At 71.5% G+C, this 19139-nt stretch carries 22 protein-coding genes; 19 read left to right on the top strand and 3 right to left on the bottom strand.

Going from position 1 to position 19139, the window contains the following annotated elements:
- Positions 1-18: 18 nt before the first annotated feature.
- Complete coding sequence (locus DEJ29_RS17595; RefSeq protein ID WP_258375873.1) at positions 19-795, top strand: ThuA domain-containing protein; 777 nt, start codon at positions 19-21, stop codon at positions 793-795.
- A complete protein-coding gene (locus DEJ29_RS17590) occupies positions 792-1949 on the top strand; it encodes a PP2C family protein-serine/threonine phosphatase (RefSeq protein ID WP_111094081.1) in 1158 nt (385 codons plus the stop codon). Before DEJ29_RS17595 ends, DEJ29_RS17590 begins: the two co-directional genes overlap by 4 nt.
- Positions 1950-2003: 54 nt before the next feature.
- Here the strand turns inward: DEJ29_RS17590 and DEJ29_RS17585 are convergent, their stop codons facing one another.
- Positions 2004-2447: a disulfide bond formation protein B gene (locus tag DEJ29_RS17585; RefSeq protein ID WP_110865313.1), complete on the bottom strand. Its 444-nt coding sequence runs from the start codon at positions 2445-2447 to the stop codon at positions 2004-2006.
- A gap of 90 nt (positions 2448-2537) precedes the next feature.
- Here DEJ29_RS17585 and DEJ29_RS17580 point away from each other — a divergent pair, with 90 nt between their 5' ends.
- The 8 genes from DEJ29_RS17580 to DEJ29_RS17545 all read left to right on the top strand — a co-directional run bounded on the left by DEJ29_RS17580 (position 2538) and on the right by DEJ29_RS17545 (position 9479).
- The gene (locus DEJ29_RS17580; RefSeq protein WP_111094080.1) at positions 2538-3188 is read left to right on the top strand and encodes a ScbR family autoregulator-binding transcription factor; all 651 of its coding nucleotides are present in this window, start codon (positions 2538-2540) and stop codon (positions 3186-3188) included.
- A gap of 117 nt (positions 3189-3305) precedes the next feature.
- Positions 3306-4181, top strand: a complete 876-nt coding sequence (locus DEJ29_RS17575) for an aminoglycoside phosphotransferase family protein (protein WP_111094079.1) — start codon at positions 3306-3308, stop codon at positions 4179-4181.
- 58 nt (positions 4182-4239) lie between these two features.
- Positions 4240-4842 (top strand): DUF6197 family protein, encoded by a 603-nt coding sequence (locus DEJ29_RS17570; RefSeq protein ID WP_111094078.1) that lies wholly within the window; start codon positions 4240-4242, stop codon positions 4840-4842.
- Complete coding sequence (locus DEJ29_RS17565; RefSeq protein ID WP_111094077.1) at positions 4839-5582, top strand: DinB family protein; 744 nt, start codon at positions 4839-4841, stop codon at positions 5580-5582. The genes DEJ29_RS17570 and DEJ29_RS17565 overlap by 4 nt, the downstream gene beginning before the upstream one ends.
- Before the next feature lie 208 nt (positions 5583-5790).
- Positions 5791-6438, top strand: a complete 648-nt coding sequence (locus tag DEJ29_RS17560) for an ABC transporter permease (RefSeq protein ID WP_111094076.1) — start codon at positions 5791-5793, stop codon at positions 6436-6438.
- Positions 6425-7696: an ABC transporter ATP-binding protein gene (locus tag DEJ29_RS17555; protein ID WP_017887899.1), complete on the top strand. Its 1272-nt coding sequence runs from the start codon at positions 6425-6427 to the stop codon at positions 7694-7696. Before DEJ29_RS17560 ends, DEJ29_RS17555 begins: the two co-directional genes overlap by 14 nt.
- Positions 7693-8457, top strand: coding sequence for an ABC transporter permease (locus DEJ29_RS17550; RefSeq protein ID WP_111056509.1), 765 nt, complete (start codon positions 7693-7695; stop codon positions 8455-8457). Before DEJ29_RS17555 ends, DEJ29_RS17550 begins: the two co-directional genes overlap by 4 nt.
- On the top strand, positions 8454-9479 hold the full coding sequence (locus DEJ29_RS17545; RefSeq protein WP_111094075.1) for a glycine betaine ABC transporter substrate-binding protein: 1026 nt from the start codon (positions 8454-8456) through the stop codon (positions 9477-9479). Before DEJ29_RS17550 ends, DEJ29_RS17545 begins: the two co-directional genes overlap by 4 nt.
- 81 nt (positions 9480-9560) lie before the next feature.
- Here DEJ29_RS17545 and DEJ29_RS17540 read toward each other — a convergent pair whose 3' ends face one another.
- Positions 9561-10190, bottom strand: a complete 630-nt coding sequence (locus DEJ29_RS17540; protein WP_111094074.1) for a TetR/AcrR family transcriptional regulator — start codon at positions 10188-10190, stop codon at positions 9561-9563.
- Positions 10191-10270: 80 nt separating this feature from the next.
- Here DEJ29_RS17540 and DEJ29_RS17535 point away from each other — a divergent pair, with 80 nt between their 5' ends.
- The 6 genes from DEJ29_RS17535 to DEJ29_RS17510 are packed head-to-tail and all read left to right on the top strand — an operon-like array spanning position 10271 to position 15485.
- Entirely contained in the window at positions 10271-10999 is a 729-nt protein-coding gene (locus DEJ29_RS17535) for an ABC transporter ATP-binding protein (protein WP_111094073.1), read from the top strand.
- Complete coding sequence (locus tag DEJ29_RS17530; protein ID WP_111094072.1) at positions 10996-12273, top strand: ABC transporter permease; 1278 nt, start codon at positions 10996-10998, stop codon at positions 12271-12273. The genes DEJ29_RS17535 and DEJ29_RS17530 overlap by 4 nt, the downstream gene beginning before the upstream one ends.
- Positions 12274-12303: 30 nt before the next feature.
- Positions 12304-12828 carry a GNAT family N-acetyltransferase gene (locus DEJ29_RS17525; RefSeq protein WP_111094071.1) on the top strand — a complete coding sequence of 175 codons (525 nt, stop codon included), beginning with the start codon at positions 12304-12306 and terminating at the stop codon, positions 12826-12828.
- Positions 12829-12882: 54 nt separating this feature from the next.
- Positions 12883-13551, top strand: a complete 669-nt coding sequence (locus DEJ29_RS17520) for a hypothetical protein (protein WP_027466829.1) — start codon at positions 12883-12885, stop codon at positions 13549-13551.
- Positions 13552-13590: 39 nt separating this feature from the next.
- On the top strand, positions 13591-15036 hold the full coding sequence (locus DEJ29_RS17515) for a phytoene desaturase family protein (protein WP_111094070.1): 1446 nt from the start codon (positions 13591-13593) through the stop codon (positions 15034-15036).
- A gap of 5 nt (positions 15037-15041) precedes the next feature.
- Complete coding sequence (locus DEJ29_RS17510; RefSeq protein WP_111094069.1) at positions 15042-15485, top strand: SRPBCC family protein; 444 nt, start codon at positions 15042-15044, stop codon at positions 15483-15485.
- 76 nt (positions 15486-15561) lie between these two features.
- Here the strand turns inward: DEJ29_RS17510 and DEJ29_RS17505 are convergent, their stop codons facing one another.
- Complete coding sequence (locus DEJ29_RS17505) at positions 15562-16380, bottom strand: shikimate 5-dehydrogenase (RefSeq protein WP_111094068.1); 819 nt, start codon at positions 16378-16380, stop codon at positions 15562-15564.
- Between the two features lie 95 nt (positions 16381-16475).
- Between DEJ29_RS17505 and DEJ29_RS17500 the strand changes: the two genes are divergently transcribed.
- The 3 genes from DEJ29_RS17500 (at position 16476) to DEJ29_RS17490 (ending at position 19136) form a co-directional block, all read left to right on the top strand.
- Complete coding sequence (locus DEJ29_RS17500; RefSeq protein ID WP_258369835.1) at positions 16476-17402, top strand: NADP-dependent oxidoreductase; 927 nt, start codon at positions 16476-16478, stop codon at positions 17400-17402.
- Between the two features lie 98 nt (positions 17403-17500).
- A complete protein-coding gene (locus tag DEJ29_RS17495) occupies positions 17501-17695 on the top strand; it encodes a PspC domain-containing protein (RefSeq protein ID WP_027466823.1) in 195 nt (64 codons plus the stop codon).
- 34 nt (positions 17696-17729) lie between these two features.
- Positions 17730-19136, top strand: coding sequence for an L-serine ammonia-lyase (locus DEJ29_RS17490; RefSeq protein ID WP_111094067.1), 1407 nt, complete (start codon positions 17730-17732; stop codon positions 19134-19136).
- Positions 19137-19139: the final 3 nt, after the last annotated feature.

The raw sequence follows: 19139 nt of genomic DNA, 5'->3' as shown, positions 1-19139 counted from the left end.
ACGGGTAGCGTTGCCTGCATGTCGCCGTCGACCGAGAACCGTCCCCTGAACATCGTCGTCTGGAACGAGAACGTGCACGAGACCCGCGGTGACGCGACGGTCATCGGGCACTACCCCGACGGCATGCACGCCGTGATCGCCCAGGCGCTCCGGCAGCTGCAGCCCGGGGCCGACGTCTCCACCGCCACCCTGCAGGAACCCGACCACGGCATCACCGCCGAACGGCTCGCCACCACGGACGTGCTGTTCTGGTGGGGGCACGCCGCCCACGACGAGGTGAGCGACGCCGTCGTCGACCTGGTCGTCGACGCCGTGCACGCCGGCATGGGCCTGGTGGTGTTGCACTCCGGCCACTACTCCAAGCCGTTCAAGCGCCTGATGGGCACGACCTGCTCGCTGAAGTGGCGGAACGACGGCGAGCGCGAACTCGTCTGGACCGTCGCGCCCGAGCACCCGATCGCCGCGGGGGTCCCGCACCCGATCGTCATCGACCGGCAGGAGATGTACGGCGAGTACTTCGACATCCCGCGCCCCGACGAAGAGGTGTTCCTGTCGACCTTCGCCGGCGGCGAGGTCTTCCGCTCCGGCGTCGCGTACCGCCGGGGGCTCGGCAAGGTCTTCTACTTCTCGCCGGGCGACCAGGAGTACCCCGTGTACCACCACCCGGACATCCAGCGCGTGCTGTCGAACGCCGCCGCCTGGGCTGCCCCGGTCTCCGAGCGTCGCGAACTGACCGCCGACCCCCACCCGAGGGACTGGTTCCTGTCGGCCGATGGGGGTAGACAGGCCGGGTGACCAACCATCTCGACGGTGCGCACAGGCGCACCGCGGTGATCGAGGCGCTCGCCATCTTGGGATCAGGGCCCGAGGAGCGCTTCGATCGCATCACCCGCATGGCCCACGAGGCGTTCGACGTCCCGTTGACCTTCCTCAACCTCGTCCACCACGACCTCGTCACCACGCAGTCGACCTTCGGCTGGCACCAGGGATCGAGCGTCCCCGCCAGCGAGCAGTTCTGCGCGACGACGGTGCTGACCCGCGAGCCGATGGTGATCCCGGACGCCTCCCTGGACCCGCGGTTCTCCGAGACGGCGGCGGTGGCGGAGCACGGCATCCGCTTCTACGCCGGCGCCCCGTTGACCATGGTCGACGGCACGCGGGTGGGCACGCTGTGCCTGATGGACGCGGTGCCGCGGGCGTTCTCGGCGGAGGACATCGCCCTGTTGGGCGACCTGGCTCGGTGGGCGGAGCGGGAGCTCGGCGTCGCGATCGACCGTGGGCGGGTGCGCCGGGTGCTCGACGGACTGGTGCCGGACCCGGTCGCGGTCCCCGGGTACGACCTCGACGTCCTGGTGGCCCAGCACGACGACGGCGGGGGTGACGTCGCCGACTGGCGCGTCGCACCGGACGGCGCCCTGCACGTGACCGTCGGCCGGGTGAGCGCGGCCGGCCCGGCGTCGGGCCTGCTCGCCGCGGCGGTCCGCGGTGCCGTGGCGGCACGGACCGGCACCGACATGTCGGACGCGATCGTCGGTCTGGAGGCGCAGGTCACCGCCGACCTGTCGGCTGCGGACGCCGTCGGCTCGCTGTTCCACCTGCGGCTCGACCCGACGTCGGGTCACGTCGACTTCGGCGACGCCGGACACGGACTCGCGGTGCTCGTCCCCACGGACGGCCCCGCGCGCGTCCTGCACCCGCTCGACCTCCCGCTCGGGCTGCAGCCGGAGTCGATCCCCCGGTCGCCCGGCGTGCTCGACCTGGAACCCGGTGACCGGTTGGCGATCTGCACGCAGGGCGTCCTGTCGCTGGACGGGCTCCGGCACCTGGACGACCTCGCTGCGCTGGTGCGCTCGGCTCCGGACGGGGCCACCGTGGTCGAACGGGTGCGCACGGCCGTCCCCACGGACGCCGTGGTCGACGTCACGCTGGTGGTGCTCACGCGGCACTGAGCGTGCGTGCTGCGCCATCCGGTCGTGCCGCGCCAGCTGATCGTGCCGCGCGCGTCAGGAGCGGAAGCGGTCCGGCCGCGGGCGCGGAGTGCCGGTCAGCGAGACCACGAGCAGCGTGGCGAGCAGGGCGAACCCGGCGAGCTCGATGCCCAGGCCGGCGAGCTGCCAGTACGCGCTGCCGACGTGCTGCGGCTGCGTGATCGATTCCGGCCACCACGACTGGATGAGCGGGAAGGAGCCGGGGAACGGGTCGAGGCCGAACACGACGAGGCCACCGAGCAGCAGGACGACCCCGAGGCCGGCCATCGCCCCACGGGACCGGCGGAGCATGTGCACCACGAGGGCCGCACCCATGCCGGCGAGCCCGACGACGGCGATCAGGAACGCGAGCACCACGATGGTCTGCGGCGCGAGCGCGACCCAGTCGAGCACCGCGATCGGCAGCAGCAGCCACCGACCCGTCCGTGCCCAGCGCGCAGGGTTCCGCCATCCGTCCATGGCGACCGACCGTAGGGCACCCGGCCGAACGCCTGCCGAATGCGGCCAGTGGACCCCGGCGGCAGCGTGCGCTGACTACGATCGGACCCCATGGCGCAGGACCGACCGACCCGGCAGCAGCGGTCGCTCGCGACCCGGACGGCGATCATCGAGGGCGCGGCCGCGGAGTTCGACGAACGCGGGTACGTCGGTGCCTCGATGGACGGCATCGCCGAACGCATCGGGATGACCAAGGGTGCGCTGTACTTCCACTTCACGTCGAAGGCCGACATGGCGGGCGCCGTGGTCGCCGAACAGCACGCGATCTCCCGCCGGTACGGCGAGGCCGCGCTGGCACGGGGCACCACGCCGCTCGAGTCGATCATGTGGCTGTGCCAGGGGCTGGCGGTCCAGATGACCGCCGAGGTCGTCGTGAGCGCCGGCGTGCGGTTGTCGACCGACGTGGCGGCGAGCGACGTCGCCCGTCAGGACCCGTACACGGACTGGGACGCCGTGGTCGCGGGGTTCGCGCGCCAGGCCGTCGACGCCGGCGAGATCGACCCGCGCTGGGACCCGGACCTGGTCGGCCGGGTGGTCGTCCGGGCCTACACGGGCGTGCAGACGGTGTCCGACGTGATGACCCGCCGGGACGACCTGTTCGCGGGCCTGCGGGAACTCTGGACGGTCCTGCTGGACGCGTTCGTCACCGAACGGCTGCGTCCGGAGATCCCGCGGCTCGTCGCGCTCATCGCTCCGGAGTGACGCGGGTCCCCCCAGGGAAACACCCACGTCACCTCGCCTCTGAGACTAGCGAGAAGGGGGTCGCGCCACCGGCCCCAGTTCGCGGGCATGTGTCCGGCGGCCCACTAGCCTGACGCGGTGCCCACACCCGCTGCCGAGGTCGACGTCGACGTCCCGCTCGTCCGGTCCCTGCTGCGCGACCAGCACCCCGACCTGGCCGGGCTCCCGCTCGAGGTCGTCGCGAACGGCTGGGACAACGTCGTGCTGCGTCTGGGCGACGACCTGGCCGTCCGGGTCCCCCGTCGGGAGCTGGCCGCACGGCTCGTCGAACACGAACAGCGCTGCTTGCCGGAAATCGCCGCCCGGGTCGGATCGGTCGTCCCGGTGCCGGCCCCGGTGCGCACCGGACGCCCCGCCCTCGGGTACCCGTGGTCGTGGAGCATCGTGCCGTGGCTACCCGGCACGGCGATCGGCGAACGGGCGGCCGGGGTCCCCGTCGCCGAGGCGCTCGCCGCGTTCGTCGGGCTCCTGCACGTCCCGGCCCCGCACGATGCCCCGGCGAACCCGTTCCGTGCGGTGCCGCTCGCGTCGCGGAGCGACGCCGTGCTGGCGCGACTCGACGAGCACGGCGTGCACCGGGCCGGAGAGCTGGCCACGCTGTGGCGGACCGCAGCGGCCGCGCCCGCGCACACCGGGCCTCCCGTCTGGGTGCACGGCGACCTGCACCCCTTCAACCTGCTCGTCGACTCGTCGGACGGAGCCGACCGCCTGTCGGCCGTGATCGACTTCGGGGACGTCACCGCGGGCGACCCCGCCGTCGACCTCGCGACCGCCTGGCTGACGTTCGACCAGCAGGGGCGTCGCGCGTTCCGGGCACGGGTCGCTGGCCCGGACGCCACCTGGCAGCGCGCACGCGGGTGGGCGGTCGCCCTCGCGTCCGCCCTGGCGACTGCTGACGAGCACGCCTTCCGGAACGTCGCGCGACGGAGCATCGACGCGGTGCTGGACGACTGAGTCCCCGCGGGGCTATCGTGACCGCACCATCCGTGCACAGCCGATCGGAGGGGCCACCATGACCCTCGAGCTCCGCGTCCAGCACGACGTCGCCACCGACGCCTCCCCCGCCCCCGTCCGACCCGGTCTCCGCGGCCTGCTCGACCGTCTGTCCGACCGCCGCGCCTCCGCCCGCGCGCGACGGGTCGACGACCGGGTGCGCGAACTCGGCGAACTCGTCCACCTGCTCTCCGATGCCCGCGCGGTCGTCGAACGCGGGTGGGTCCAGCACGCCTGGTTCGCCTACCTCGACGAGCACGGCCGCGAGCGCAAGGCCTCCAGCGCCGCCGCGATGGACGTGCAGGGCCGGCCGCTCGTCGGTGCCTGCCTGGTCGGCGCGGTCGTGTCTGCCGCCGGCGGGCCGCACGCGGTCCACGCGCCCCGGGTGCAGCACGCGCTCGACGTCGTGTGGCACGCCCTCGCCCGCGACGAGGGCGAGCCCGTGCTGTGGTGCCCCGCGCCGGACATCCGGATGGGGCGGGTGCGTGACCTGACGAGCTGGAACGACGCCCCGGCACGCACCGGTGCCGAGGTCGCCGGGCTGCTGCTGACGGCCGAACGGGTCGCCGTGCAGGAGTCGACGCGCCTGGAGGAGCTCCGGGTGGCACGATCGGGGGCATGAGCGACGTCGAAGCGGTCCCCGAGGTGCACCCCGCGAGCACCAGCACCCTGGCCGCGAGCGGCAACGCGCTGCTGTCGGACGAGGGGGCTGCGCGGAACCCCGACGGTGCGGCGGCCGTGGACGGCGCGGGCGCGCACGCGGACGCAGCTGCCGCCGACGCCGCGGTGAAGCGGACGCTGCACCGGTACCTGCAGAAGCACCGTGCGGCCCTGCTGGCGAAGCTCGACGGGCTGGCCGAGCGGCAGGCCCGCTGGCCGGTGACGCCCACGGGCACGAACGTCCTCGGGCTCGTGAAGCACGTCGCCGGGGTGCAGGCCGGCTACTTCGGCGAGGTGTTCGGGCGGCCGTTGCCGGACCAGCCCGCCTGGCTCGAGTCGGAGGACGGCGAGGACATGTACGCCTCGCTCGACGAGACCATGGCCGACATCGTGGCCTTCCACCACCGGAGTGCCGCCCACGCCGACGCCACGATCGAGGCGCTCGACCTCACCACCACCGGGACCGTGCCGTGGTGGCCGGAGGGGCACCGGGACGTCACCCTGCACCGGATCCTGGTGCACATGGCGTACGAGACCGCCCGGCACGCGGGCCATGCCGACATCGTGCGCGAGATGCTCGACGGCCTGGCCGGCGACGGCGACGGCAACCTGGCCGACAAGTCTCCGGAGGAATGGGTCCGGTGGCGTGAGCAGCTCGTTGACATCGCGGAGCGATCCGGGTTGCGCGACTTCGATGCATAGCCGAGCAGGCAGACCGATCGTTACCGTTCTCCCAGGCTGGGCACGCTGAACCACTCCTGACCTGGGGTTATCCTCCTCGCAACCGCAAGGGAAACCGTCGTACAGGCTGGGTTGCGTTGTACAACCGGTCCAGCTGTTGCATAGCTTTGGCCGAGCTCGTGCCCCGATCTGTGGGCAGTTCAGCCGACCGGAAGGGGAGCGCCCACCCGTGTTCCAGTACGTCGTGGAGCGATGGAGCCAGATCTGGTTCGCATCGTGGCAGCACTTCTCACTGGTCGTCCAGTGCGTCGTCCTCGCCACGGTCATCGCCGTGGTGCTCGCCACACTCGTCTACCGCAGCCCGCGCCTGACCGCGTTCGCGAACGGGGTGTCGGCCATCGGCCTCACCCTGCCGTCGTTCGCCGTCATCGGCCTGCTCATCGTCCCGCTCGGCTTCGGCGTCCTGCCGTCGGTCGTGACGGTCGTCTTCTTCGCCGCCCTGCCGATCCTGCGCAACGCGGTCGTCGGTCTGGCCGAGATCCCGCCCACCGTCGTCGAGTCGGCGCGTGGCATCGGCATGAGCCGGTTCCGCACCCTGCTGCAGGTCGAACTGCCGATGGCCTGGCCGATCATCCTGAGCGGGGTCCGCGTGTCCGCGCAGATGGTGATGGGCATCGCCGCCATCGCCGCGTACGCGCTCGGCCCCGGGCTCGGCGGCTTCATCTTCTCCGGGCTGTCCCGCCTCGGCGGCGCCAACGCCCTGTTCTCCGTCGTGGTCGGGGTGGTCGGCGTCGTCCTGCTCGCCCTGGTCCTCGACCTGCTCCTCATCGGCCTCGGCCGCCTGACCATCTCGAGAGGTATCCGTGTCCAGCACTGACTCCGCCACCACCACCGCGCCCGACGGGGACGTCACCGGGCGCAGCATCCTGCTCGACGAGGTCACCAAGCGGTACCCCGGGCAGTCGAAGCCCGCCGTCGACGGCATCACGCTCGAGATCCCGGCCGGCAAGATCGTCATGCTCGTCGGCCCGTCCGGCTGCGGCAAGACGACGACCCTCAAGATGATCAACCGCCTGATCGAGCCCACGCAGGGCCGGATCGTCGTCGGCGACGACGACGTCACGGGCATCGACGGTGACGAGCTCCGCCGCCGCATGGGCTACGTGATCCAGGCCGGCGGTCTCTTCCCGCACATGACGGTCGCGGCGAACATCGCGATCGTGCCGAAGATGCTCGGCTGGTCCAAGGAGAAGATCGCGGCGCGCGTCGACGAGCTGCTCGACCTGGTCTCGCTCGACCCCGACACCTACCGCGACCGGTTCCCCCGCGAACTCTCCGGTGGGCAGCAGCAGCGCGTCGGCGTGGCCCGTGCGCTCGCGGCGGACCCGCCCGTCCTGCTCATGGACGAGCCGTTCGGCGCCGTCGACCCGATCACCCGCCAGCGCCTGCAGGACGAGCTGCTGCGCATCCAGGAGGAACTGCACAAGACGATCGTCATCGTCACGCACGACTTCGACGAGGCCGTGAAGCTCGGCGACTGGATCGTCATCTTCACCGAGGGTGCGCACATCGTGCAGTACGACACCCCGGAGCGGATCCTGGCCGAGCCGGCGAACGAGTTCGTCGAGAACTTCATCGGTTCCGGTGCCGGCCTGAAGCAGCTCACGCTGAACCGCGTGCGCGACGTCGAGGTCGAGTCGGCCGTGACGTGCTCGCCCGGCGAAGAGGTCAAGGCCGTGCTGCAGCGGATGAACGAGGCCGGCGGGCACCAGCACGCCGTCGTCGTCGATCACCGCCAGCGCCCGATCGGGTGGCCGTCGCGCCGCCAGCTCGAGCGTCTCGACCGCATCCCCGACGGCGTCGAGCCCGGCCTGCCCGTCGTGGGCGAGGCCGCGACCCTCAACGACGCACTCGACACCATGCTCGTCTCGAGTGCGGGCGCCGCACTCGTCACCGGTCGTCGTGACGCGTTCCGCGGGGTCATCACCGTCGAGACCGTGATGGAGGCGATCACCCGCTCCCGCGCGACCGCCGCCGGCGACCAGGCCTACACGCCCGTCGGCACCAACACGAACCCGATCGAGACCATGCCGTCGTCACCGGTGTCGGCGATGCCCACCGGAGAAGACCTGTGAGCGCAGTCGCCGTCGCCGGTCCCGCCACCGGTGCGCGCACCTCGTGGAAGGGCCTGCTGTTCCAGCCGATCGCGATCCTGGTCGTCTTGGCCGGCTTCGCGGTGTGGCTCGCGACGGCGGACCTGACCCCGACGGAGCGTACGACGCTCAACCCGGCGGACATCCTGGCCCTGACCGGGCAGCACCTCGTGCTGACCCTGCAGTCGACGGTCCTGGTGCTCGTGATCGGCATCCCGCTGGGCGTCGTCCTGACCCGCGGGCCGCTGCGCCGGGCGAGCCCGTACGTGCTCGCCGTCGCGAACTTCGGGCAGGCGGCCCCGGCCGTGGGCCTGATCGTGCTGCTCGCCGCCTGGCTCGGCCTGAACAGCTCGTCCGCCGTCATCGCGCTCGTGCTCTACGCGATCCTGCCGGTGCTCCGGAACACCATGATCGGTGTGCAGAGCGTCGATGACCGCCTGGTCGAGGCCGGTCGCGGCATGGGCATGAGCGCGTTCAGCGTGCTGATGCGCGTCGAACTGCCGCTCGCGGTGCCCGTGATGCTCTCGGGTATCCGGACCGCCCTCGTGCTGCTCGTCGGCACGGCGAGCCTGGCGACCTTCGTCGGTGCGGGCGGACTCGGTCTGCTCATCACGACCGGTGTGACGCTGTTCCTGCCGAAGGTGCTCGTCGCCGGGGCCCTGCTCGTCGCCCTGCTCGCCCTCTCCATCGACTGGCTCGGCCGCGTGGTCGAGACGGTCGCACGACCGAAGGGACTCCGATGACCCGCCGCATCCGCAGCACCCGCCGCACCCGCACCCGGGTCGGAGCCGCCGCGTTCGTCGCCGGTGCCACCGCCCTCGTCCTGACCGGGTGCGGCCTGCAGCCGGCGACGTCGTTCGTGCCCGAGGCCGGTGCCGGCACGATCCAGCGCATCGACGACCTGCCCGCCGGCGCGCACATCACCGTGACGTCGAAGAACTTCACCGAGCAGCTCGTGCTCGGCAAGATCGCCGTGCTCGCCGCCAAGGCCGCCGGGTTCGACGTCACCGACGAGACGAACGTGCCGGGCAGCGTCGCGGTCCGCGAGCTGATGACCTCGCACGCCGCCGACTTCACGTACGAGTACACCGGGACCGCCTGGCTGACCTTCATGGGCCACACCAAGGGCATCCCGGACAAGACCGAGCAGTGGACGGCGGTGAAGAAGGAGGACGCCCGCAACGGGCTGACCTGGCTCAACCCGGCGCCGATGAACAACACCTACGCCTTCGCCGTCCGCGACGAGGCCGTCAAGGAACTCGGAGACGTCAAGACGCTCTCCGACATCACCAAGCTGCCGGTCGACCAGCGCACGTTCTGCGTCGAGTCGGAGTTCAACTCCCGTGCCGACGGCTTCAAGCCGATGCTCAAGAAGTACGGCTTGGAGCTCGGTGGTTCGGGGTCGAACGGCGTGCCGAGCAGCAACGTCAGCATCCTCGACACCGGCACGGTCTACACGGCCACCGACCGTGGCAAGTGCAACTTCGGTGAGGTCTTCACCACCGACGGCCGCATCAAGTCGCTCGGCCTGACGGTGCTCGACGACGACAAGGGCTTCTTCCCGGCCTACAACGTCGCCCCGGTGATGAACTCGACGACGCTCGAGGAGTACCCGCAGCTCGAGGGCATCTACGACCAGATCTCGCCGAAGCTCACGGACGCCGTGCTGCAGGAGCTGAACCGTCAGGTCGACGTCGAGGGGCGCGAGCCGGCCGACGTCGCCTTCGACTGGATGGTGAAGGAGGGCTTCATCACGAAGCCCTGACCGTTCTCGACGTGACCACCAACGGACGGGAGGCCCGGTGCCAGCTGGCACCGGGCCTCCCGTCCGTGGTGTGGCTGCGTCTCAGGCGCCGGCGATGCGCGCCGCCGTGTCGCGGATCGACGCGACCACCGCCGCACGCACCTGCTCCGGATCGGAGCCCTCGTGCCGTGCGGCACTGCGCAGCCCGGTCATGCACATGCCGAGCAGCATCTCGGCCGCCTGCGGGGTCGCGGCGTCCGGCCCCCAGGTCGGATCGCGCTCGAGGATCGTGCGCACCGCACCGGTCATCGCCTCGGCGACCGTGGTCATCCGCGCGACCTGCCGACGCATCAGCTGGGGGAAGCGCACGATGACGGCCTTGCGCTCGAGCCGCTCGTGCTCGTCGCCGAACGACGACCCGAACACCAGGAACGCCAGGTCCACGACGGCCTGCGCTGCCGGCTCCCCCGCTACTGCGGTCAGGTGCGCCGCGAGGGTGGCGGGCTCCAGGTCGAGCTCGGTGTGCCCGAGGACCGCGTCCTCCTTGCTCTCGAAGTAGTTGAAGAACGTCCGCGGGGACACGTCGGCACGCGCGGCGATCTGCTCGATCGTGGTGCCGTCGACGCCCTGCTCCAGGGCAAGGGACCGAGCGGCATCGGCGATGCGGTTGCGGGTCTCGATGCGTTTGCGGTCACGGAGACCGAGTTCTGACGCGGGCACGGAGTCGGGCATGGCCCGACTGTAACCGGAACGTCACATGATCTACAGCAAACGCAAACTTGCAGTCGTGCAGCGGACACTACGGTGAACCCATGACCACTCCCGTGCTCGAGGCCCGTGACCTCGCCAGGACCTACGGCCGCGGCGCGACGCGGTTCGACGCGCTCAAGGGGGTGTCGCTGGCGGTGCACCAGGGCGAGAGCCTGGCGATCGTCGGCAAGTCCGGCTCCGGCAAGTCGACGCTGATGCACCTGCTCGCGCTGCTCGACCAGCCCTCGGCCGGACAGGTGCTGCTCGACGGCACCGACGCGGCGACGCTCGGTGCCCGGCAGGTCAACCGCACGCGCAACAGCACCTTCGGGTTCGTGTTCCAGCAGTTCTTCCTGACCCCGAAGACCTCGGTGCTCGACAACGTCGTGCTCCCGCTCAAGATCGCCGGGGTGTCCGGTGCCGAGCGGAAGCGTCGGGGGATGGCGGCGCTCGACGCCCTCGGGCTGGCCGACAAGGCCAAGAACGACGCCAACGACCTGTCCGGCGGGCAGAAGCAGCGCGTGGTCATCGCCCGGGCGCTGGTCGGCGAGCCGAGCGTCATCTTCGCCGACGAGCCGACCGGCAACCTCGACACGAACACCGGGCAGGTGGTCGAGGACATGCTGTTCGGGCTGCAGCGCGAGCGGGGGATCACGCTCGTCGTGGTCACGCACGACGAAGAGCTCGCCGCACGCTGCGACCGCAGCGTGAACGTCCGCGACGGCCTGATCGTCGCCGGCTCGGACGACGCGGTCGACGCGTCGGCCACCCACGGAAGGCACTCCGCATGAACTTCCTCGACCTCCTGCGCACCGCGGTCTCGAACACCTTCCGCTCGAAGCTGCGCACGACCCTGACCGTCATCGCGATCTTCATCGGCGCCTTCACGATCACCCTCACCTCGGCCATCGGCACGGGCGTCAGCAACTACATCGACAGCCAGGTCTCCTCGATCGGAGACGACGGCACCCTGGTCGTCACGAAGGCCGTGGACTCCACCTCGACCGACAGCGGCCCGGCGGAGTACGACCCCGAGGCGTCCGGTCAGAGCGTCGACCGCGGCCCGGCGTCGTTCTCGTACCTCTCGCAGTCCGACGTCGACGCCATCGAGAAGACCGACGGCATCAAGAGCCTCCGCCCCGCGGTCGCCCTCGCGCCGAAGTACGCCGAGTACGGGGACCAGGGCAAGTACGTCGTGTCGCTCACGGCCAACGCCGGCGAGCTCGACGCCGACCTGGCGAGCGGCAAGCAGCTCGACGACGAGACCGACGCCAACCAGGTGATGCTGCCCACCGATTACCTGAAGAACATGGGTCTCGGCAGCGCCTCGGCCGCCGTCGGCAAGGAGCTCACGTTCGCCGTCGACGACTACCAGGGCAAGGCGCACACGCTCACCGCCACCGTCGTCGGGGTGCAGAACGAGTCGCTGTTCGGCAGCGGTGCCGGGGCGAACGCCGCACTGACCGACGCCATGCAGGCCGCGCAGGAGATCGGCAAGCCCGACTCGATCGCGACGTCCTACGCCAGCGCCACCGCGACGCTCGACGCCGACGCCTCCGTCACCACGGTCAAGAAGTCCCTGGCCGACGACGGGTTCCTCGGCCAGACCATCCAGGACCAGCTCGGTCAGTTCCAGACCGTGATCAGCGGCATCGTCGGGGTCCTGAACGCCTTCGCGGTGATCGCCCTCGTCGCCGCCGGCTTCGGCATCATCAACACCCTGCTCATGAGCGTGCAGGAGCGCACCCGCGAGATCGGCCTGATGAAGGCGATGGGCATGGGTGGCGGCAAGGTCTACACGCTGTTCTCGCTCGAGGCGGTGTTCATCGGGTTCCTCGGCAGTGCCATCGGCGCCGGGGTCGCGATCCTGCTCGGCACCGGGATCTCGAACGTCCTGGCCGGCACGCTCCTCAAGGACCTGCCGGGGCTGCAGATCATGCAGTTCGCGCCGGGGTCGGTCGCCACGATCATCCTCGTCGTGATGTTCATCGCGTTCCTGGCGGGCACCCTGCCGGCACGACGTGCGGCACGGCAGAACCCGATCGAGGCGCTCCGGTACGAGTGACAGGCAGGGGTGCCTAGTGTCTGGACGGTGATGACGTTCGGACGCGACCTCGGTGACGGCTACACGCTGACGCTGCGCGACATGACGACGGTCGACCCGGTGCTCGCACTCGTGCACGCCAACACCGATCGTCTGCGGGCCGCCGAGCCCTGGGCCTGGGACCCCCAGACCCGCCAAGCCATCGCCCTGCACACCGAGCGGCTGCTCGGCCAGTTCGCGATGGACCGCGCGCTGCCCTGCGTCATCCGCGCGGACGACCGCATCGTCGGGGTGGCCTCGCTGACGTTCGATCCGTACCTGGGCCAGGCATCGCTCGGTTACTGGGTGGACGCCGGACAGGAGGGCCGTGGTGTCGTCCGGCGGGCCGCCACCGTGTTGACGGGGGTCGCCCGGGCACGCGGCGTGGCACGGATGGAGATCCGGACGGCGGTCGACAACGTCCGGAGCCGTGGGCTCGCCGAGCGGCTCGGCTTCACGCACGAGGGGACCCTGCGGGGCGCGCTGCCGCTCGGGCCCGAGCGGGTCGACGTCGCCGTGTACGGCCTGCTGCTCTGACGCCCGTCGCCGTCGTGCAGGCCGACCGACACCGGTCGCCGGTATCGTCGGAGCATGGCCTTGTTCGGACGACGCAACCCCGACGTGCGCGATCGACCCATCAGCCAGGTCGAACTGAAGCGGGCGGTCGACGAGGGCTTCCTCATCGCGAAGGCCGCCGTCACCATCGCGGTGGCCAACCGCATCATCACGAACGCCCTGCGTGACCAGGGGTACTTCGACCACGCGCTCATCGCCGAGGCCACGCGCGAGGAACTCCACCGCATGGCCGAGGAACAGCGGGGCGACGCCGCACGCATGCGGGAGATCCGCTCCACCTCGAGCAAGCAGAAGGGCCGTTCCCGCCACCAGCACGACTACCGGCGGGGTGACGACCTGAAGCTCCGGATGCGCGAGGCCACGTACGAGCAGCTCGCCACCATGCTCGACAAGCGGCGCGACGACCAGCACTTCGTCGACGGCATCGTGCTCGCCGCGCGGGCCCGCGCCTGGGACGACATCGGCACCACCGTCGTCGGACGCCTCGGTTGGGCGCAGCGCCCGGCGGACGACTACGAGATCGGCCGTGACGACCGGCTGCAGCAGATGCTCGACGAGGACTTCGCCGAGTTGCTCGCCGAGCACCCCGTCGGATCGACCCCGGTCGACGCCGACGAGCCCGACGACGCCGACGGTGACCAGGACGAGTCGGACCCGGCTGATCCCGACACCTCGCGCACCTGACCGACACCACACGCAGTCACGAGTCCCTAGGCTCGGTGCATGGTTGATGCGGTGGTCGTCGGAGCGGGACCGAACGGGCTCGCGGCAGCGGTGACGCTGGCACGCGCCGGACTGTCGGTCGAGGTCGTCGAACGGAACGACACGATCGGCGGCGGCGCCCGCACGGCCGAGCTCACCCTGCCCGGCTTCCTGCACGACGTCTGCTCCGCCGTGCACCCGATGGCCCTGCAGTCCGAGTTCTTCCGGCTGTTCCGGATGGAGCAGCGCATCGAACTCCGCCTGCCCGAGGTGCAGTACGGCCACCCGCTCGACGGCGGCCGCGCCGGCATCGCCTACCAGGACCTCGACCGCACCGCCGCCGAGCTCGGGGTGGACGGGCCGGCCTTCAAGCAGCTGATGGCCCCGCTGGCGGAGAACGCCGACCAGGTCGCCGACTTCGCGACCGACGCGCTGCTGCACGTGCCGCGGCACCCCCTGACCGTCCTGCGCTTCGGTCTGCGGGCGCTCGAGCAGGGCACCGCCGCGTGGAACCTGCGCTTCCGCGGCGAGGCCGCCCCGGCGATGGTGTCCGGCGTCGCGGCGCACTCGATCCAGCACCTGCCGTCCCTGTCCACCGCGGCGGCGGCCCTGTCACTCGGCTCGTACGCGCACGCCCGCGGCTGGCCGGTACCGATCGGCGGCAGCCAGGCGATCGTCGACGCGCTCGCCGCCGACCTCGTCGCGCACGGCGGCCGCATCGTCACCGGGCAGGAGGTCCGGTCGCTCGGTGACCTCACCCCGGCGAAGGCGGTGCTGTTCGACACGAGTGTGCCGGGCATGCTCCGGATCGCGGGCAAGCAGATCCCGACCCCGAAGCGCGGTGCACTGCGACGCTTCCGGTTCGGCAACGCGGCGGCGAAGGTCGACTTCGCGCTGTCCGACCCGGTGCCGTGGACCAACGAGGACCTCCGGAAGGCCGGGACCGTGCACATCGGCGGGACCCGGCAGGAGATCGCGGCCGCCGAACGTGCCGTGGCGCACGGCCAGCACGCCGAGCGCCCGTACGTGCTCGGCGCGGAGCCGACCGTGGTGGACCCGACCCGCGCCCCGAAGGGCAAGCACGTCTTCTGGGCCTACGCGCACGTCCCCGCGGGGTCGGACGTCGACCCGACCGAGGCCGTCACCCGCCAGATCGAGCGGTTCGCGCCGGGGTTCCGCGACACGATCCTGTCGTCGAGCTCTCGCACCGCCGTGCAGATGGGCGAGTACAACCCGAACTACGTCGGTGGCGACATCGCCGCCGGTGCCGCGAGCTTCTGGCAGCTCGTTAAGCGCCCCGTCCTGTCCAGCGACCCGTGGCGGATGGGCGGCGGCATGTACCTGTGCTCCGAGTCCTCCGCGCCCGGCCCCGGCGTGCACGGCATGGCCGGCTGGCACGCGGCGAAGAGCGCACTCCGGCACACCTTCGGCCTGCCGGAGGACGTCGACCTCACCCCGGAAGGCTGATCACCATGGCGAAGAACGTCCGCATCCTGCACTGCCGTCCCGAAGCCGTCTTCGACGTGCTCGGCGACGGGTGGCTCTACACGACCTGGGTGGTCGGGGCCTCGCGCATGCGCCAGGAGGAGTCCGGCTGGCCGCAGGTCGGCACCCACCTGCACCATTCGTTCGGCGTGTGGCCGATCGTCATCAACGACGTCACGACGTCGCTGGTGTGGGAGCCGCCGCACCGCATGGTGATCCAGCCGAAGGGCTGGCCCATCGGCGAGGCCCGCGTCGAACTGACGGTCGAACCGCACCGGCACGGCTGCAAGGTCACGATCACCGAGAACGCGGTGGCCGGGCCCGGCTCGTACGTGCCGGGGTTCCTCATGCAGCCGCTCATCTGGATCCGGAACCGCGAGACGCTCCGCCGCCTCGAGTGGGTGGCCGTCGGGCGCGCGGCGAACGCCTGAGACGTCCCCACGGACGGACGGGAGGCCCGTGGCGGCGTCGCCACGGGCCTCCCGTCCGGCCCTGTGGGTGCGTCGGCTACTCGGCGCGCGAGAACTCGCTGGCCCGCGCCACCTGGTCGTCGGTCAGGGCGACGCCCGTGTACCGCTCGAACTGACGGGCCGCCTGCAGGGCGATGACCTCGGCGCCGGTGATGACGTGCTTGCCGGCGTCGCGGCCCGCCCGCACGAGCGGGGTCTCCGACGGGAACGCGACCACGTCGAAGACGGTGTGCGCCGCCTCGATCCGTTCCGGCGCGAAGGCGAGTGCGTCCTGCTGGTCGCCGCGCATGCCGAGCGGGGTGACGTTGACGACCAGGTCGGTCTCCCCCGCCTCGCGCTCGTCGGCGACCCACTCGTAGCCGTACTGCGACGCCAGGGCCGGGCCGGTCTGCTCGTTGCGGGCGACGACCGTCAACCGGTCGAAGCCGGCACCGCGGAACGCCGCCGTGACGGCCTTGGCCATGCCGCCCGAGCCGCGGAGCAGCACCCGCGAAGCCGGGTCGACCTGGTGCGACCCGAGCAGGGCGGCGATCGCCTCGTAGTCGGTGTTCGACGCGGTGAGCACGCCGTCGTCGTTCACGACCGTGTTGACCGACTGGATCGCGGCGGCGGAGTCCTCGATGTGGTCGACCAGCGGGATGATCGCCTCCTTGAATGGCATCGACACCGAGCAGCCGCGGATCCCGAGCGCGCGGATGCCGGCGACGGCGCCGGGCAGATCGGTCGTGGTGAACGCCTTGTACAGGAAGTTGAGGCCGAGCTCGTCGTACAGGAAGTTGTGGAACCGGGTGCCGATGTTGCTCGGGCGCGCGGCCAGCGACATGCAGACCTGCATGTCCTTGTTCAGGATGGGCATGCCCCCAGTCTCGCACCCTCTCCCTTTCGCGTCCTCGCAGGGATGGAGCGGTCCACGCAGACCGGGTGCCGCGCGCCGGGGTAGCGTCGGTTCCGATGACTGAGATCCCGGAGACCATGCGCGCTGTCCGCTTCGACGAGTGGGGTGACCGATCGGTCCTGCACGTCGCCGAGGTGCCCGTTCCCGAGGTGACGCCCGGGCGGGTGCTCGTCCGCGTCCGCGCCGCGGGCATCAACCCCGGTGAGTCCGCCATCCGCCAGGGTGCGTTCGGCGGCGATCTGCCGTCCGGGCAGGGCACCGACTTCGCCGGCATCGTGGTGGCCGTCGGGGCCGAGGTGGACGGCGTCGACGAGGGCGAAGAGGTCATCGGCTGGTCGTGGGACCGCGCCAGCCAGGCCGAGTACGTCTCCGTGCCGGCCGTCCAGGTCGTCCAGAAGCCACGCCTGCTCGACTGGACCGTGGCGGGTGGCCTCGACGTCATCGCGACCACCGCAGCCGCAGCCGTCCGTGCGGTCGACCCGCGTCCGGGCGAGACCGTCGTGGTGTCCGGCGCCGCCGGCGGGGTCGGCGGCTTCGTCACCCAGCTCCTCGCGAACGAGGGCATCGACGTCATCGCCGTCGCCTCCGAGGCGAACCACGAGTGGCTCCGCTCCAAGCGTGCACGGCCGGTCGCGTACGGCGACGGGCTGCAGGAGCGCATCACCGAACTCGCGACGAACGGCATCGACGCCGTGATCGACACCCACGGCGCCGAGTACGTCCGGCTCGGCATCGCCCTCGGGGTGCCGGTCGACCGCATCGAGACGATCATCGCGTTCGACGAGGCCGCCGAGGTCGGGGCGAAGGCCTCGGGCAGCGCGGACACTGCCGACCCGGAGATCCTCGGCGCGCTCGCCCTCGAGGTCGCGAACGGCGCGATCGAGGTGCCCGTCGCCGCGACCTACCCGCTCGACCGCGTGCAGGACGCCTTCGAGGAGCTCGAGCAGGGCCACACCCGCGGCAAGATCGTCCTCATCCCCTGATCCCAGGGCGGCTCAGGGCCGGTCCGGGGGTTTCCCCCACCACGCTCGGGGTGCGTCCCGGATGCGCTCGACCGGCGGCGTTGCGTAGCGTCGTCGGTATGAGCACACTCTCCCGTCCCCGCAACGGTCGTCTGCTGGCCGGCGTCTGCGCCGGTCTCGCCGATCGCTTCAACCTGTCCCGCACCCTGGTCCGGGTGGTCTGGGTCATCCTGAGCTTCTTCCCCGGGCCGCTGTGGATCGCGTACGTCGTGCTGTGGTTCGTGATGCCGCCCGAGGGTGGTCGGCGGCGCTGAGCACCGGTCCGTCCGGACGGGTTAGTGTGGCGGCGTGCCGGTCTCCGTCTTCGATCTGTTCAGCGTCGGTGTCGGCCCCTCGAGCTCGCACACCGTCGGCCCGATGCGGGCCGGTGCCGAGTTCGCGACCCTCGTCCGTGGCCTGCCCGTCGCGTCCGTGGTGGTCGACCTGTACGGTTCCCTCGCGTCGACCGGGCAGGGACACGGAACCCTCGGTGCCGTCGTCGCCGGGCTCATGGGGTCCCATCCGGAGACCGTCGACCCCGATGCCATGGTCCTCGCGCTCGACGCCCTCGAGCACGAGGGTGTCCTGCGGCTCGACGGCGGTGCGAGTGTGCCGTTCCGCCTCGCCGACATCGTCCTGCACCCCCTGACGATGCTGCCCCGGCACCCGAACGCCATGCGGCTGCGTGCCCGTGACGCCGACGGGACCGACCTGGCCGACGAGACCTACTACTCGATCGGTGGCGGGTTCATCGCACGGGACGAGGCGGCGGAGCCCGCGGCCGACGCGTCCGCTGCCGTCGCCGGTGCCGCGATCCCGGTCGACGACGCCGTGCCGTACCCGTTCTCGAGCGGCGCCGAGCTGCTCGCCGCGTGTGCCGGTTCCGGCCTGCCGATCAGCGGCGTCGCCCTGGCGAACGAGGCCGTCACCCGGACGGACGCCGAGATCCGGTCCGGACTGCTGGGCATCCACGGCGTGATGGAGTCGTGCGTCGACCGATCCGTCCGCCGGGGCGGGTGCCTGCCCGGGGGACTCGACGTCCGCCGCCGCGCCGCCACCTGGCACGAGCAGCTCACCCGCGAGGACCCCGACCACGACCCGCTGTTCGCGATGGAGTGGGTGAACCTCGTCGCCATGGCGGTCAACGAGGAGAACGCCACCGGAGGCCGCGTCGTCACCGCCCCGACGAACGGCGCAGCCGGCATCATCCCCGCGGTCCTGTACTACGCGCTCACCTACGTGTCCACGGTCGCCGACGCCCCCGCCGCCGAACGGGACGACGCCGTCGTCCGGTTCCTGCTCACCGCCGGGGCGATCGGGTCGATCTACAAGGAACGGGCGTCGATCTCCGGTGCCGAGGTCGGCTGTCAGGGCGAGGTCGGTTCGGCGGCGTCGATGGCGGCTGCAGGGCTCGCCGAGGTCCTCGGGGGCACGCCGGAGCAGGTCGAGAACGCCGCCGAGATCGCGATGGAGCACAACCTCGGGCTGACCTGCGACCCGATCGGCGGCCTGGTGCAGATCCCGTGCATCGAGCGGAACGCGATCGCGGCGAACAAGGCGATCAACGCCGCCCGGATGGCCCTGCGCGGGGACGGGGTGCACCACGTGTCGCTCGACCAGGTCGTCGAGACGATGCGGCAGACCGGGGCGGACATGTCGTCGAAGTACAAGGAGACCGCGATGGGCGGGCTGGCGGTGAACGTCCCGCTCTGCTGAGCG

This window comes from Curtobacterium sp. MCPF17_021, assembly GCF_003234605.2.
Lineage (GTDB): Bacteria > Actinomycetota > Actinomycetes > Actinomycetales > Microbacteriaceae > Curtobacterium > Curtobacterium flaccumfaciens.
Note: the sequence above shows the minus strand (reverse complement) of the source record. Positions and strands in the feature narration are given on the sequence as shown.